This is a genomic window from Bilophila sp. T19-St14 (assembly GCF_059728385.1).
Map to the genome: position 1 here is coordinate 1705345 of NZ_BAAGFT010000001.1, position 15359 is coordinate 1720703.

Here is a 15359-nt window from a genome sequence, read left to right on the forward strand (position 1 = left end):
GAAGCAGGAAGCATTCCCATTCCCGCCCGCATACCCATAACTCCATAAGAGACCTCTAGGAGGTTCTTCATGTCTTTCCCCTCTCTGAAGATAGGCGACCTCGTCGCTAAAACCCCAATCGTCCAAGGCGGCATGGGCGTTGGTATTTCGCTTTCCAGGCTTGCTTCCGCCGTGGCCAACGAAGGCGGCATCGGCGTCATCGCCGGGGCCATGATCGGGATGAAGGAGCCCGATGTGGCCAGCAACCCCCTTGAAGCCAACCTCCGCGCCCTCCGCCGCGAAATCGAAAAGGCCCGCGAAGCCACGCAGGGCATCATCGGCGTAAACATCATGGTCGCCCTGACCACGTTCGCCGAAATGGTTCGCACCTCCATCGAGTCCAAGGCCGACGTGATCTTCTCCGGCGCCGGGCTGCCGATGGATCTGCCCAAGATTTTCAATGAGACCTGCGAACGCAAGAAGGAAGAGTTCAAGACCAAGCTCGTCCCCATCATCTCTTCCGGACGCGCCGCCACCCTCATCGCCCGCAAGTGGATGTCCAGCACCGGCTACATGCCCGACGCCTTCGTCGTGGAAGGCCCCAAGGCCGGCGGGCACCTCGGTTTCAGCCCCGAACATATCGTTGATCCCAATTATGCCCTCGAACAGCTTGTCCCGCAGGTTGTGGAAGCGGTGAAGCCGCTTGAAGACAAGGTCGGGCACGCAATCCCGGTCATCGCCGCCGGCGGCGTATATACGGGCGAAGACATCAAGAAGTACATGGATCTCGGCGCGTCCGGCGTCCAGATGGGCACCCGTTTCGTCGCCACCTACGAATGCGACGCCGATGACCGCTTCAAGCAGGCCTACATCAACGCCAAACAGGAAGACGTGACCATCATCAAGAGCCCGGTGGGCATGCCCGGCCGCGCGCTCGTGAACAGTTTCATTGATTCCATGCGGGAGGGCGGCAAAAAGCCGTTCAAATGCATCTTCCATTGCGTGAAGACCTGCGAACAGGAAAAAACCCCCTACTGCATCGCCGCCGCCCTCATCAACGCCATGAAGGGCAATCTTGAACGCGGCTTTGCCTTCTGCGGCGAAAACGTCTCCCGCGTCAACAGCATCGTTTCCGTGCACGACCTGATTGCCTCGCTGCAACGCGAGTTCGATGCCATCATCAACAAACCCGCCGCGGCTACCGTGAAGGCGTAAGGCCCCGGAGCCAAGGGGGCTTCCCGCCCCCTTGACCCCCGTCCGGGAGGCGAGCCGCCCCCCGGACCCCGGCGAAATGTCCCGAATGCAAAGGTTCCGAACCGGCTTGCGCTGGTTCGGAACCTTTGCATTCGGGACTTCCGGCGGCATAGGAAGCCCTCTTCTTATCCTCTTATCCTTTTGTAGATTCCCTTCCCTGCCTATCCTCTTCGTTCTTCCTGCCGCAACACCAGGAGACGGACGCCAACAAGGAAAACCGCCGTGCCTCCGCACCCTTCATCGACCCTTACGAAAGTCTTTGAAGATGAGAGGGAGGGGGTTCGGGGGAGGGGGAGAAGGAACTTTCTGGAGAAAGTTCCTTCTCCCCCTCCCCCGATTCGCTCAGCCCCACCCTTTCATGGCCTGCGCCAAATTGTCGACCCAAATGTCCCTGAACCCCTGATACTCCATCATCCCCCGAAGGACGGGGACGCAGGCGATGCCCTCGGCTTCGAGCCGGGAACGCCACGAATCTTCAGAGTCCCCGGCCATGTCTTCAAGCGTATGCCGCCCTACGACGGCAAGCAGGGGCAGCAGCCAAACTCGGCCGAACGGACGCCCGCAAGCCCGCAGGCGTTCCACGATGTGCTCAAGACGGACGGCCCCGTTCAGCGTGCCCATGAGCACGAGGGGATCGCGTTCCCGTACAGCCGCGGCAAGGGCCTCGTAACGGCCCTCCGCGGCATGGCGGCTCCCGTGCCCCATGAACAGCACCGGCTCGCCGGGCGCGCGCCCGGAAGGAAGCCCGGCAAGCAGGGCGCACGCGGCGCGCTCCACCGATGCCTGCGACTCCGTCAGCAAAGGCGCGCCCACCACGAGCGACGCAAACGTCCCGTCGGCGCGCAGCTCGTCCGCATCCGAGACGATGTCCCCGTATTCAAAGCCGGGAATGACATGCACAGGCTGAACCGCCACATGGGTAAACTTCTCAAAAGCCATTTTCTTCAATGCCTTGTGAACGGAATCCGATTTTTTCCGCTCACTGGCCAGCCGTTCCCGCATGAGCATGGACGTAAAGGCCCAACGCACCGATACATCAGGAAAAGCCTTGCGGACTTGCGCATCGAAACGCCGGAGCGTCGACTCCCCCTGAGAACTGCCCGAACCAAATGCTGCAAGAAGGATGCCTCTTTTCTTCGTTATAGCGTACAAAAAGTTGTACCCTCCTTTTTCACCTTATATGGCAGGTGGATAAAACGAACGGCGTTCCCGCGTGCGTTGACGCGTTCCAGATCGGCTGATACCCTGAGCGCCTCATACATTTATGGAGAAAACCCGTGAGTACTCCTGTCGCTCTTGTTCTTGGCGGACACGGTCTTCTGGGCCAGCCTCTGGCGCAGCAGCTTGCCGGAAACGGCTGGGAGGCGCAAACGCTGGATTTTGAGGACTGCAACCTGCTGAATCCCGCGGAACTCCAGCCGCGCATCGAATTCATCAATCCTGACGTCATTTTCAATACCGTAAGCTGGAACACGGAAAACCCCGCTGAAAAACAGCCACAAGAAGCCCTCTCTGTCAACCGTGGCCTCCCGGCATTCCTCGGCGGGCTGGTCAAAGGCACGCCCAGGTTCCTCGTCCACTACAGCTCGGATCAGGTTTTCAACGGCCGCAAGGATTCCCCTTACACCGAAGAGGACAAGGCCGATCCGGTTTCCCTGTGCGGCAAGAGCCGCCTTGCCGGTGAGCAGGCCCTGCTTGAGCTCAACGCCGACAACATCTGCATCATCCGTACGGGCTGGCTGTTCGGCCCGGATGGAGACAGCTTCCTGAAGCGCCTCCTGAGGCGGGCCAAGACCGAAGGAACCGTAGAGGTCATCCACGATCAGATCGGCTCCCCGACGTATGCGAAGGATCTGGCGCAGGCCACGCTCCAGCTTGTCAAGCGCCGGGCGTCCGGGCTGTACCATGTGGCGAACTCAGGCCAGGCCACATGGTGCGAACTGGCGGCGGAAGCCGTGCGCCAAGCCAGCCTGCCCTGCTCCGTGCGGGCCATCGCAAGCTCGGACAAGACGCTCCGCGCCAACTATGAGGTGCTTTCCTCCGCAAAGTATACGGCGCTCACCGGATGCGCCATGCGCCCCTGGTCTCAGGCCCTGCGGGAGTACATCTACTCAGTCCTTCTCGCCTCCCAATAACCCGCCGCGGATATGCCATGACCAGCCCCCTGCTCACGACGCTGCGCGAAGTCCTTATGGACGCTGTGCATGTAAGCTGCGATTTTTTCAAGGTGCTTATTCCGATCAGCATCGCCATGAAGATCCTCGCCGAGCTGGACTGGATTCGTTATCTGGCCCTGCCCCTTGAGCCCGTCATGCAGTTGACCGGGCTCCCCGCCGATCTGGGCATCGCATGGGCCACGGGCATCATGGTCAATTTCTATTCAGCGCTGATCGTCTTCATCGGCCTGCTGCCGGGGCTGCCGCCGCTGACCACGGAACAGGTCACGACGCTCGCGGTCATGATGCTCATCGCGCACAGCATCCCGGCCGAAGGGCGCATTGCGGCCCAGTGCGGCGTGTCGTTCATCGGCCAGGCCATTATCCGTCTCGTGGTCGCCGTCATCGGCGGGGTCATCGTGCATGCGTCCTGCCAGGCGTTCGGCTGGCTGGATACGCCCGCCCGCATCGCCTTTACCCCTTCGCCGGACGTCAACCTGCTCTGGTGGGCGATCGGGGAAGTGCGCAACCTCATCAGCATTTTCTGCATCATTTTCGCCGTCATGCTGCTCCAGCGGCTTCTGCGCCATCTCAAGGTCGCGGATCTGGCTGGACGGGCGCTCGCCCCGGCCCTGCGGGTGCTCGGCATGCGCCCCGCCGCCGCGACGACCATGATCGTCGGCGTGATCACGGGCATCGTCTACGCCAGCGGCGTCATCCTCAAGGAAGCCCGCAGCGGTGAGATGTCCCGGCACGACGTGTTTTCCTGCATGACCCTGATGGGGCTTGCGCACGCCATCATTGAGGATACCTGCCTCATGCTGCTCATCGGCGCGCACATCGGGGGGATTTTCTTCCTGCGCCTGGCGCTGGCCTTCGCCGCCTGCGCCGTGATCAACGTCCTTTATCTCCGGTTCCGAGGCGACGCCCGGCAGCCGGAAGCCGCCCCCAACGAGGTTTCATGAAAACAATCTGGATCAATGCCGGAGAGCTTTCCGGCGATATGCAGGCCGCCGCGCTGCTGACGGCCCTGCGCGAACGCGACCCCGGACTCGCCGCCATCGGCATGGGGGGCCCGAACCTGGCCCGCGCCGGGCAAAAGAACCTGTTCCGCGTGGAGTCGCTTTCGGTCATGGGGATCATGGAAGTCCTGACCGCCCTGCCCCGCGCCCTCCACATGCTTTCGCAGATCAAAAAGGAAATGGCCCGGCTGCGGCCCGATGCCGTCGTGCTGGTCGACGCCCCGGAATTCAATTTCCGGGTGACGAAGATCGCGCACGGCCTCGGAATCCCGGTCTACTACTTCATCCCGCCGAAAATATGGGCGTGGCGCACGGGGCGCGTCCGCTTCCTCCAGCGCTACGTCAAACGGCTGTTCTGCATCCTGCCCTTTGAGCCCGCTTTCTACGCCAGGCACGGCGTACAGGTCGATTATATCGGCAACCCGCTCGTCGATATGGTGAATTGGCCCGAACTGAAAAAAATCGAGCCCATAAAAGGCCGCATCGGGCTGATGCCGGGGAGCCGCCGCAAGGAGGTGGAGGCGCTCCTGCCGGAATTCGGGAAAGCCGCCCGCATCCTGTTGCAGCAAGGCCGCGACGTGGCCTTCCACTGCCTGCGCGCGCCGAATATGCCGGAGGAAAAACTCCGGGCGCTCTGGCCGTCCGACGTGCCCGTGGCTTTTGACGCGCCGGAGGATCGCTACACCGCCATGCGGCGCTGCGAATGTATGTTGGCGGCCTCAGGCACGGCGACGCTGGAGACGGCGCTGGCGGGCGTCCCCACCGTGGTCAGCTACCGGGTCGCGCCGTTTTCCGCGCTGGTCGGCCGCCTGCTGATCAAGGTCAAATGGGTCAGCCTGACCAACCTGATCATGGAAAAAGAACTGTTTCCCGAACTGCTGCAGGAGCGCGCCACAGGCGAAATGATGGCTTCCCTGTTGGCCGCGTGGCTGGATATCCCCCCGCAAATCGAAGCCGTCCGCGCCGATCTCGTGGAACTCCGCCGCCGCTGCGGAGAACCCGGCAGCGCCGCCCGCGCCGCGGAAAAGCTGCTTGAGGCCCTCAGAGGAAACTGAACGGAAAAAGAAAGGCTTTGTCATAGTACATGGTTGTTTTGTTTCAGCAATATACTGAAACTATATGCTTTTTATCCAAAATTTCCGCTGGTGGGCTCTGTGATTGGGGGATTTTATTGGTTATTTCCTTGAAATTCCAAATGAATAACCGGAAAAACGCCTTAAACGTGGAATCCGCCAAAGGGAAAACCGGAGAAAAAGGCTGTATTTTTCACCGCACTGTGGAGATGAAACAACCACATACTAGAACAGAGCCAAAAGAAAAAGCATTACGCGGCAAAAGGATTGCGATCCCGGCAAGAAGCCCGTATGAAAACGGCTCCGTGTGCTGAAGGGCCGCTCTTTCCCTCCCGTATACGGAAAAATTGCGGTGCCCTGCCATAAAAGTTTGGGGAACGTTCTTCCCCTCCCGCACAAGGGGAAAGCCGCCTAGTGTTGTTTACGTTTCGGAGGCGGGGGCTCTTCCTCCCGCGCGCGGGAAAGCCTGGGCATACGGATAAGGAACGGGTCCGCATCGAGGCTCTTCCCCCCTCCCACGGGGAAAGCCGTCTATCGGCCTCAATGCGGCTATTACGCCGATACTCTTCCTCCCGCACACGGGGAAAGCGGGGCATCGGACGGGACGGGACAGTTCATCTTTTTCCGCCTGCACAGGGGAAAGGCGCACCCCTGACGTCTGCGGGCACACCGCCGATATGTCCCAGTTGCCCCGGAAACAATGGGATTGCTTCCGAAAAATCGCCTGAAAATCGGGCGTTTCTCAGTTGTTTCGGGAGACGGATGATAGAGGCGCAACCCTTTAAGCAGCCCCGCCCGCCATTGCCCCTTACGGACGTTTTGGAGAGGATGGGGGTGGGTTTGAGGAGGGGAGTATTTTTTCTAAAAGATATTCCCCCTCCCCAACAAGGAACTCCAATGCCGTCAAAAGAAAATAAGCAGGGCCTGTTCGACTCGCTGGGACGCGCCAGCGTCATGGGCCTGCACCTCGTTTCGGGCATCATCGTCGGCTGCCTGCTTGGGTACTGGCTGGACAAATGGCTCGGAACCTATCCGTGGTGCGCCGGCGTGGGCCTCATTGTGGGTGTCGGTGCGGGATTCCGTAACATCTGGCTGGATGCGCGCATATTGCTCCGCCAAGGGGAACAGGACGATGCAGGCAAAAAGCGGCAGAAATAACGGCCCGTTCCATTGGCTGGAAAAGAGGCTGTGGCGGAGCGGCGTGCAGGATCCCACGCTCCGGGAAATCCTGTGCTGGCAGATCGGCGTCATCGCCCTGTCCCTGATTTTCGGCGCAGCGCTCTGGCCGTTTCACCCGGCGGGGGCGTGGATCTTCTGGTTCGGCTTCGGAGCACTGCTCTCCGCATGGAATTTTTTTGCCTTAATAAAATTTGTTCCTAAAGTAATCTCGGCAGGTTGGAGCAAAAGCAGCCTTATGGCCCTTCTCCTCCGCACGAACATGAGACTTTTATTTACCGGAATTTTGTTGTACATGGTTTTGGTATGGCTTAAAGGCCCTATCTCTGCGGTACTGTTGGGGCTTGGCGTGCTTCTCGTCGGCATGACCGCGGGAGGCCTGAAAAAGGCTTTGAAAAAGCCGATCTGACGGGTTGCAGAGGGCCCGCGCAAGCCGCATCATGAGTTCCATGAGGCTGTGTTTACAGCCGATTATCGAACCGATTCCGGCCGGCATGAAAAGGCGTGTCCGCCACCCTTGGGGACGCCTCTTTTCGGACGCATCGTACGCGTAAATGACATTTGAAGGAGCGCACACATGGCAGGCGGACTTCCTGAGCCGATTCTCATCTCCGAACTGGTTCATCTGGATCATATCACCATCGCCGGGCAGACGGTGGAATTCAGGCATGTCTTCTATACATGGATGGCCATGCTCATCCTCTTTGCCGTCGGCTGGCTTGTGCGCCGCAATATTTCGCTGGTTCCCGGCAGGATGCAAAACATTTTCGAGTCAATCATAGGCGGGCTTGAGGACTTTACCGTCACCAACATGGGCGAGGACGGGCGCAAGGTCTTCCCCGTGCTCGGCGGCCTGTTCCTCTTCATCGCCGTACAGAACATACTCGGCCTCATCCCCGCCTGCGACGCCCCGACCGCCAACATCAACACCAACATCGGCATGGCCCTGTTCGTGTTCCTGTACTACAACTATCAGGGCATCAAGCGCTGGCGCGGCCACTATATCCACCACTTCATGGGCCCCATGCTCCCGCTGGCGCCGTTCATGATGATCCTTGAATTCATTTCGCACCTCGCCCGCCCGCTGTCGCTGACGCTCCGTCTTTTCGGCAACATCCGCGGCGAGGAAATCGTGCTCCTGCTCTTCTTCCTCATGGCGCCGCTCGTGAGCACGCTGCCCATCTACTTCTTGTTCCTGCTCGCCAAGGTATTGCAGGCCTTCATCTTCTATATGCTGGCCCTCATCTACCTCAAGGGCGCTATGGAACCGGCCCACTAAGGGGGCCGTACCTTTCGGGGGAAATGGTCTTCTGACCAACACAATACAACCGCTCAAGGAGCAATATACATGCGCAAGATTCTTGTGACCCTGCTTAGCACCGTGGCCATGATGGGCATCGCCAGCCTCGCCTTCGCCGCCGACGGCGCTCCCGTGAAACTGGATTCCGCCTCTCTCGGCCTCGCCGTCTTCGGCTGCGCCATCGGCATGGCCGTCGCCGCCGCCGGTTGCGGCATCGGTCAGGGCCTCGGCCTGAAGAGCGCCTGCGAAGGCATCGCCCGCAACCCCGACGCTGCCGGCAAGATTCAGGTCAGCCTCATCCTTGGCCTCGCCTTCGTGGAATCGCTGGCCATTTACTCCCTCGTGGTGAACCTGATCATCCTGTTCGCCAACCCCTTCATCTAATAAGCAAGCGGCTTATTCCCGGCGGGCCCCGGCCTGCCGGGGTTTCCGGGGAGGGACCGGCAGCGCCGTTCTCTCCTCTTGTTTTTCCAACTTTAGCAATGCGATACCACTATGCTCTCATTGAAAAGCGAACGTATTCCCAGAGCCACCATTCGTCGCCTTGCCGTGTACGTTCAAGTGCTTGAAAGCATGCAGCGCAACGGCGTGGAGGTCATCTCCTCCGGCCCGCTTGCTGAAGCATGCGACGTGAACGCATCCCAAGTGCGCAAAGACCTCGCCTATTTTGGCGAATTCGGCGTGCGTGGCGTAGGCTACAATGTAGCCAGCCTCATCGCCGCCATCAAAGCTTCCCTTGGCGTCGACCGCGAATGGCGCGCCGCGTTGATCGGGGTGGGCAACCTCGGCCGCGCGCTGCTGCACCATGCCGAATTCAAGGCCCGCGGCTTCAACATCGTGGGGGCTTTCGACTGCGATCCGTTCAAGATCGGTGAGCAGGTCTATGGGCTGGAAGTCACGTGTACGAGCGACCTTAAGTCCGCCGTGGACGCCAAGGGCATTGAAATCGGGATCATCACCACGCCGCCGGAACGTGCGCAGCGTGCGGCCGACCATCTGGTCGAAGCCGGCGTATGCGGCATCCTGAACTTTGCGGGGGCCCGGATTCACGTACCTGAAAAGGTCGTCGTGGAGTACGTGGATTTCTTCCACTATCTCTATGCCCTCGCCTTCAGCATCACCAGCAGCGAACACCGTTCCAAGTAGTCCCGGAGAGGGGCAGACGCCCCGCTCCGAACCGGCCCTGATGCTGTAGTTCCGTCAGCCCCGCCGTTGTTGCGGATCGGGGGTCAGGACTCTTGTCGTTTTCGTCTTTCCCAAAGGTCTTCCATGCCCCGCCTCAAGCTGACGATAGCCTACGTAGGCACCCAATACCACGGGTGGCAGACGCAGGCCCTCAAAAACGCCTCCCCCCTGCCCACCATTCAGAACATCATTGAGGATGCCGTGGCCCATGTGCTCGGCGAGCGTGTCCACGTGCACGGCGCCGGACGGACTGACGCGGGCGTTCACGCCGAAGCGCAGGTCGCCCATCTCGACATTCCCGAATCGCGCGCCCGCATGGACTGGCAGTTGGCCCTCAATACGCTCCTGCCGCGCGACATACGCATCGCGGATGCCGTCCTTGTGCCGGATACCTTCCACGCGCAGCACAGCGCCGTCCGCAAGACCTACGAATACCGCCTCTGGCTTTCCAAGCGTTACACGCCGCCGCAGCTCTTCCCTTTCGTCTGGGCCTGCGGCCCTGTGGATGTGGGGCGTATGGACGAGGGGAGCCGGTACCTCCTTGGCAAACGGGACTTTGCCAGCCTGAAAAACGCCGGGACGGATCTCCGCACGACGGTGCGTACCATCCTGTCCATCACCCGCACCCCTGAGGGCCGCATCCCCGACGGCTGCCTTGAACTCACATGGCGCTTCGAGGCGGACGGCTTTCTCAAGCAGATGGTCCGCAACATCATGGGGCTGCTCGTCGCCGTCGGGCGGGGCAAACTGGAACCGGCGGACATTCCCGGCATCCTTGACGCCTGCGATCGCCGGATGGCCCCCCTCACGGCCCCGGCCTGCGGCCTGACCATGAAAAAAGTATGGTATGGCGATACGTTCCCGCTTACAGCTTCCGGGCACGGAGGCACTTGAACAGTAAGGGATTCTGCGATAGCGTCTCATCAATATTCTTCACAAGGAGCCGCGCATGCCCCAGGTCGCAGCACGCATCAACGAGCAGCAGGAACGCTGGCTGAAGGACTACTTCCGCACAAAGAGTGCGGGGGCCGAATTCATTCTGCCGTGGGCGGTGGACACGTTTTTCCGTGCGATTACGACCATCAAAGGCACCTTTACCGGCCCGGAGCTTAAAACCATCATTGCGGCCCACCGCGATCAGCGCCTGCTCCCCGCCCATACGCGCCTTTCCTACCTTCTCCTGCGCGTTGCCGAATTGTGTGAGCAAACCGATTTGCCTTCCCGTTACGGCGCGAGCCGCAGCAGCCTTGAGGCCAAGCTGAAACGTCTGGACGATACCGAAGCCACGGCCCTCATGGTTTGGGCTTCGGCCTTCTGGGTAAGCCGCAACTGCTCGGCGGCGAACATGGATGACTACATCGCTTCCTATTGAGCGCCATGCCCGCTTTCCCGTCAGGATGCGCCCCGCACGAAAAGCCGGGGCGTTTTTATTGGCGCTTGCTGTAACGAAGAGGGAAGAAGAAGAAGAAGAAGCCTTTCTCAAGGGAGCTTCTCCCCTGCCGCCGCTCCAACGGCTTTGAGTCTTATGGGTTCGCCTGTCCGGGCCGGGATACGCCCGGCGCGGTGCATTCGCTTTTCTGATATCAAAAAAATTCATATGTTATTTTAGCTTGTTATGGCGTCATTTCCATTGAAGGCGTGAATGCCTCCCCACGCGAGGCATTCGCCTTTTCGATGATTTTTTAAGGCTCTGTCAGAGTATATGGTTGTTTTGTTTCAGCAATATACTGAAATATATACTTTTTCTCCAATATTTCCGCTGATGGGCTCCGTGATTGGGGGATTTTATTGGTTATTTCTTTGAAGTTCCAAAGGGATAACCAACAAAATGTTTTGGCTGTGGATTCCGCCAATGGGAAAACCGGATAAAAAAGCTGTAGTTTCAGCGTGCTGTGGAGATGAAACAACCACATACCATGACAGAGCTTTTCTAAAAAATTCATTTTGAATTTCAGATAGTTGAAATGCGGCTTTTCTGCAAAAGCGGATGTCTCCCCCGCACGGCTCCATTGATCGGGATACCCCGACGGGGTACACTGAAGCGCCTTGGAAGGGCATATCGGGCGGCGTGAGGGAACGGATGCGGGGAAACCTCCGCTAACCAGCCTCCATCGCGCAACATTTTGGGCGAAGCAATAGGACGTTCGACATATTTTCTCACCCTCTCTTTCCAGACAGGAACGCATCATGAAGACAGTCTATAGCGTATGCGGCATGTGCGGGACACGGTGCCCGGTTGCCGTCGGGGTCGAAAACGGCGAAGCGGTCTGGATTCAGGGCAATCCCCACGCAGCCACGGGTTCGGCATTGTGTCCTCGCGGCATCGCGGCGCTCGCGCTGGAAAAGGATTCCGAGCGCCCGCAGTCGCCCCTGATGCGCGTGGGGGCCCGCGGAGGGCATAAGTGGCGCGCCGTCGGCTGGGAAGAGGCGCTCGACGCCGTAGCCGACAAGCTCCGCGCCATACGGGATCAATACGGCCCCGAAAGCGTCATGTTCTCGCACCGGGGCGGCCCGTTTACAGATCTCTACAAAGCCTTCGCGCGCGGCCTCGGCACGCCCAACATCTACAGCCACGGCGTCACCTGCACCCGCAACGTGGATCAGGCCTGTACATCCGTTTTGGGGCTGGATCGCGGGCGTCTCGTCATTGACTACCGGGAGTCGAAACACATCGTGCTCCAAAGCCGCAACGCGCTGGAGGCGCTGAACCTCTCGGAAGTCGCTGGCATCACCGCAGCGCGGGCCAACGGCTGCAAAGTGACGGTCATGGATGTCCGCACCACCGTCAGCGCCGCCAAAGCGGACACCTTTTTCCTCGTCCGCCCCGGCACCGATTACGCCATGAACCTTGCGGTGCTGCACGTGCTGATTTCGGAAAAGCTCTATGATCCCCAGATGCTGCCGTATATCGACGGCTTCGGGGAACTGGAGGAGCGCGTCCGCCCCTGTACGCCGCAGTGGGCGGAAACCGAAACCGGGATCAAGGCCGGCCGCATCGTCAGGCTGGCGCGTGAACTGGCCGAGGCCGCGCCCCGCGTCCTCTGGTATCCCGGCTGGTTCACGGCCCGGTATGCGGACAGCTTCGTCACCGTGCGCAGCGCCTACCTCATCAACGCCCTGCTCGGCTCCATCGGCGCGCGCGGCGGCATGCCCATCAGCCTTTCCCCCAAGGAAGTGGGAAAGCGGCTGCGGCCCCTCTCGGCACTCTACCCCAATGTCGCCAAGCCGATGGCGGACAAGGCCGGCTGGCAGCAGCCCGGCCTGCTCCACCGGGCCTTCGACGCCGCCGTGACCGGCGATCCGTATCCGATCCGCGCCTACATCTCGATGCGCCACAACATTCTGTCTTCGCTGCCCGACCCGGATACGCTGCGGGGCAAGCTGGACAAGCTCGACCTCATCGTCGCCGTCACCACCACATGGTCGCCCACGGCGGACTATGCCGACATCGTGCTGCCGCTCTCCCCGGCTTTGTCCAGGGAAAGCATCCTGGCCTCCAAGCTGGGGCTGAAGCCGCAGCTCTTCCGCCGCCAGCGCGCCGTGCAGCCGCGTTTCGACACGCGCGCCGACTGGGAAATCCTGTGCGGCCTCGCCTCCCGCCTTGGGCTCGACAAGCTCGCCTTCTCACGCATTGAAGATATATGGAACTATCAGCTTGAAGGCACGGGGCTCGGCATAGAGGCGTTCGACGCGACCGGCTTTGTGCCGCTCGCGTCCGCTCCGCGCTGGAAACCCCTTGCGGAAGTCACGCTGCCCACGCCTTCCGGCAAGATAGAGGCCCGCAGCCGTTTATGGGCTGAATCCGGGCACGACACCCTGCCGCCCTACACGGCACCGGGACGGCCCGCCGCGCCCGACCAGTTCCGCATCATTCCCGGACGGGCGGCGTTGCATACGCAGGCCAGCACGACGAACAACCCCTTGCTGTCCGAACTCGCGCCCACCAATACGTTATGGATTCACAAGGAACGGGCCCAAGCCCTTGGCATTGCCGATGGCGACTGGGTTGAAGTACGCACAGCCGCAGGCCCCGTTGGTCGTTTGCGTGCCAAAGTGACCACGGGCATCCACCCCGAAGCCGCCTTCATGCTGCACGGCTTTGGCAGGAAAACCCCTCAAGAAACGCGGGCCTTCGGCAAGGGCGTGGCCGACGAAGCCTGCATGATCAGCGGGCTGGAGCATGAAGATCCGCTCGGCGGGGGGCTGGCCCTTCAGGAGCACTTCATAACGATCCGAAAAGCCGAGGAAACGGACTGAACCGGCCCTCAGGAAAGGACGGGACATTCGGCTTTTCGATGGTTTTCCAAAAATTCATTTTGAACTTCAGATAGTTGAAATGCGTCTTTCATTGCAACAGTGAATATCCCGAAAGGGCGTGTCCCCGTATCCCCTGCGGGGACGCCGCATCAGCAAACAATCGCCGGATGCAAGGCATCCGGGTGAGGTACTATGAGCATATACCGCCTTGTCGTTGATCAAGATCGCTGCATCGCCTGCCATGCCTGTGAAGCCATCTGCAAGGCGGCCCATGACAGCGCACCGGGCATTTCCCTCGGAACCCTGCTTGTCGATGGCCCCCGCTTTGAGGACGCCGCGGAAGAGGCGACGCCGATCATCGCCAAACATGCACGTCCGGAAACGCCCGCACCGCTGGGCGGGGAGCCCCGGGTTGTGCTTCATACCCGCTACCGGGCCTGCGTACAGTGCCCCCAGCCGCGCTGTGTGGAAGCCTGCCCCAAAGGGGCGCTTATCCGCCGGGAGAGCGACGGGATCGTCTTCATACGGGAAGAGGCGTGCGTCGGCTGCGGGGCATGCCAAAGGGCCTGCCCGCATCGCCTGATCTGGGTTGATCCCCGCAAAAGGAAAGCCGTCAAATGCGATCAGTGCAAAGACCGCCTTGATGCCGGGCTGGACGCCGCCTGCGTCACCGTCTGTCCCACAGGCGCACTGAAGCTCGTAAGGAAAGAAAAGCCGGGCCGATAGGCATTGCAGGCGGCTGGCCCATCATGCGGATTTTCCCCAAAAGAAGCGCCGCTTGCCCTGCCCTCCTTGGAAATGGTATTTGCCTGTTTCAATTTGGCTCTGTTATAGTATGTGGTTGTTTCATCTCCACAGTGCGGTGAAAAATATAGCTTTTTTCCAGTTTTCCCCTTGGCGGGATCCACGGTTAAGGCATTTTATCGGTTAATCCTTTGAAATTTAAAAAAAGCATCAACCATTTTCTATAACACAGCCTTCAATTTGAAGGGAAGGTTTTACATATGGCACCACGGAAAGGCATCCTGCTGGCGGGCGGTTCCGGCACGCGGCTTCACCCCCTCACGCTCAGCGTCAGCAAACAGCTGCTGCCGGTCTACAATAAGCCGATGATCTATTATCCGTTGTCGGTTCTCCTTCTGGCGGGCATCCGTGAGGTTGCCATCATCACCACGCCGGACGACGGCTGGCAGTTCCGCAAACTCCTTGGGGACGGCAGCCAGTGGGGGTGCTCCTTTGAGTACATTACGCAGCCGAAGCCGGAAGGCATCGCCCAAGCGTTCCTTCTCGCCGCTGACTTCATCAAGGGAAGCCACTCCTGCCTTATCCTTGGGGACAACATCTTCTTCGGCAACGGCCTTGAAGATCTCCTCATCAGCGCCCGCGAACAGGAAGAAGGCGCGACCGTCTTCGGGTATCACGTCAGCGACCCGGAACGTTACGGCGTGGTCGAGTTCGATCAGGATATGAAAGTCCGCTCCCTTGAGGAAAAGCCCCGGCATCCCAAATCCAGCTACGCCGTCGCCGGGCTTTATTTTTATGATCAGGACGTCGTGGACATCACACGCGGAATCAAGCCCTCCCCACGGGGGGAACTGGAAATCACGGACGTCAACAAGGCCTATCTCGACGCGGGGAAACTGCATGTGGGGCTGATGGGGCGCGGCATCGCGTGGCTGGACACCGGCACCCACGATTCGCTCATGGCGGCGGGCACGTTCGTGCAGGCCATCGAAACCCGGCAGGGCCTCAAAGTTTCCTGCATTGAGGAAATCGCTTGGCGCAAGGGCTACATCTCGACGGAACAGCTCATGAAGCTGGCGGCCCCGCTGCAAAAATCCGGCTATGGGGACTACCTCATGACCCTGCCCGAACGCGTCGCCGAGTCATGGAAATAACCCCGCAGCCCGGTGCGGTCTGAGGGGTGGGGAGGTATCCCCTCCACAAGCTACGCACA

16 protein-coding genes are annotated in these 15359 nt (G+C 60.3%); 15 read left to right on the forward strand and 1 reads right to left on the reverse strand.

The genetic code is table 11. The features are described from left to right. The first annotated feature begins 69 nt into the window (after positions 1 to 69). Positions 70 to 1194, forward strand: coding sequence for an NAD(P)H-dependent flavin oxidoreductase (locus AC6I1V_RS07345; protein WP_302553057.1), 1125 nt, complete (start codon positions 70 to 72; stop codon positions 1192 to 1194). Between the two features lie 381 nt (positions 1195 to 1575). Here the strand turns inward: AC6I1V_RS07345 and AC6I1V_RS07350 are convergent, their stop codons facing one another. Next, positions 1576 to 2385: a sirohydrochlorin cobaltochelatase gene (locus AC6I1V_RS07350; protein WP_308770618.1), complete on the reverse strand. Its 810-nt coding sequence runs from the start codon at positions 2383 to 2385 to the stop codon at positions 1576 to 1578. A 125-nt stretch (positions 2386 to 2510) separates the two neighbouring features. On the opposite strand from AC6I1V_RS07350, the gene AC6I1V_RS07355 reads away from it, so the two are divergent. The 14 genes from AC6I1V_RS07355 (at position 2511) to rfbA (ending at position 15300) form a co-directional block, all read left to right on the forward strand. Beyond that, positions 2511 to 3368, forward strand: coding sequence for an SDR family oxidoreductase (locus AC6I1V_RS07355; protein WP_302553055.1), 858 nt, complete (start codon positions 2511 to 2513; stop codon positions 3366 to 3368). Between the two features lie 17 nt (positions 3369 to 3385). Beyond that, a complete protein-coding gene (locus tag AC6I1V_RS07360; RefSeq protein ID WP_337431071.1) occupies positions 3386 to 4354 on the forward strand; it encodes a nucleoside recognition domain-containing protein in 969 nt (322 codons plus the stop codon). Then, the gene (gene lpxB, locus AC6I1V_RS07365; RefSeq protein WP_486854157.1) at positions 4351 to 5466 is read left to right on the forward strand and encodes a lipid-A-disaccharide synthase; all 1116 of its coding nucleotides are present in this window, start codon (positions 4351 to 4353) and stop codon (positions 5464 to 5466) included. Before AC6I1V_RS07360 ends, lpxB begins: the two co-directional genes overlap by 4 nt. 29 nt (positions 5467 to 5495) lie before the next feature. After that, positions 5496 to 5798: a hypothetical protein gene (locus tag AC6I1V_RS07370; RefSeq protein WP_486854158.1), complete on the forward strand. Its 303-nt coding sequence runs from the start codon at positions 5496 to 5498 to the stop codon at positions 5796 to 5798. A gap of 583 nt (positions 5799 to 6381) precedes the next feature. After that, positions 6382 to 6642 carry an AtpZ/AtpI family protein gene (locus tag AC6I1V_RS07375; RefSeq protein ID WP_302553051.1) on the forward strand — a complete coding sequence of 87 codons (261 nt, stop codon included), beginning with the start codon at positions 6382 to 6384 and terminating at the stop codon, positions 6640 to 6642. Then, complete coding sequence (locus AC6I1V_RS07380) at positions 6617 to 7069, forward strand: ATP synthase subunit I (protein WP_486854159.1); 453 nt, start codon at positions 6617 to 6619, stop codon at positions 7067 to 7069. The genes AC6I1V_RS07375 and AC6I1V_RS07380 overlap by 26 nt, the downstream gene beginning before the upstream one ends. A gap of 168 nt (positions 7070 to 7237) precedes the next feature. Then, positions 7238 to 7939, forward strand: coding sequence for a F0F1 ATP synthase subunit A (atpB, locus tag AC6I1V_RS07385; RefSeq protein ID WP_302553049.1), 702 nt, complete (start codon positions 7238 to 7240; stop codon positions 7937 to 7939). A 69-nt stretch (positions 7940 to 8008) separates the two neighbouring features. After that, complete coding sequence (gene atpE / locus AC6I1V_RS07390) at positions 8009 to 8344, forward strand: ATP synthase F0 subunit C (protein WP_302553048.1); 336 nt, start codon at positions 8009 to 8011, stop codon at positions 8342 to 8344. Positions 8345 to 8455: 111 nt separating this feature from the next. Further along, on the forward strand, positions 8456 to 9106 hold the full coding sequence (locus tag AC6I1V_RS07395; protein WP_302553047.1) for a redox-sensing transcriptional repressor Rex: 651 nt from the start codon (positions 8456 to 8458) through the stop codon (positions 9104 to 9106). A gap of 123 nt (positions 9107 to 9229) precedes the next feature. Next, positions 9230 to 10039 carry a tRNA pseudouridine(38-40) synthase TruA gene (truA, locus tag AC6I1V_RS07400; RefSeq protein WP_486854160.1) on the forward strand — a complete coding sequence of 270 codons (810 nt, stop codon included), beginning with the start codon at positions 9230 to 9232 and terminating at the stop codon, positions 10037 to 10039. Positions 10040 to 10094: 55 nt separating this feature from the next. Next, positions 10095 to 10517 (forward strand): hypothetical protein, encoded by a 423-nt coding sequence (locus AC6I1V_RS07405; protein ID WP_302553045.1) that lies wholly within the window; start codon positions 10095 to 10097, stop codon positions 10515 to 10517. Between the two features lie 815 nt (positions 10518 to 11332). Then, positions 11333 to 13402, forward strand: coding sequence for a molybdopterin-containing oxidoreductase family protein (locus AC6I1V_RS07410; protein ID WP_486854161.1), 2070 nt, complete (start codon positions 11333 to 11335; stop codon positions 13400 to 13402). A 192-nt stretch (positions 13403 to 13594) separates the two neighbouring features. Beyond that, positions 13595 to 14128: a 4Fe-4S dicluster domain-containing protein gene (locus AC6I1V_RS07415; protein ID WP_337431025.1), complete on the forward strand. Its 534-nt coding sequence runs from the start codon at positions 13595 to 13597 to the stop codon at positions 14126 to 14128. A 278-nt stretch (positions 14129 to 14406) separates the two neighbouring features. Then, on the forward strand, positions 14407 to 15300 hold the full coding sequence (gene rfbA, locus AC6I1V_RS07420) for a glucose-1-phosphate thymidylyltransferase RfbA (RefSeq protein WP_302553042.1): 894 nt from the start codon (positions 14407 to 14409) through the stop codon (positions 15298 to 15300). Positions 15301 to 15359: the final 59 nt, after the last annotated feature.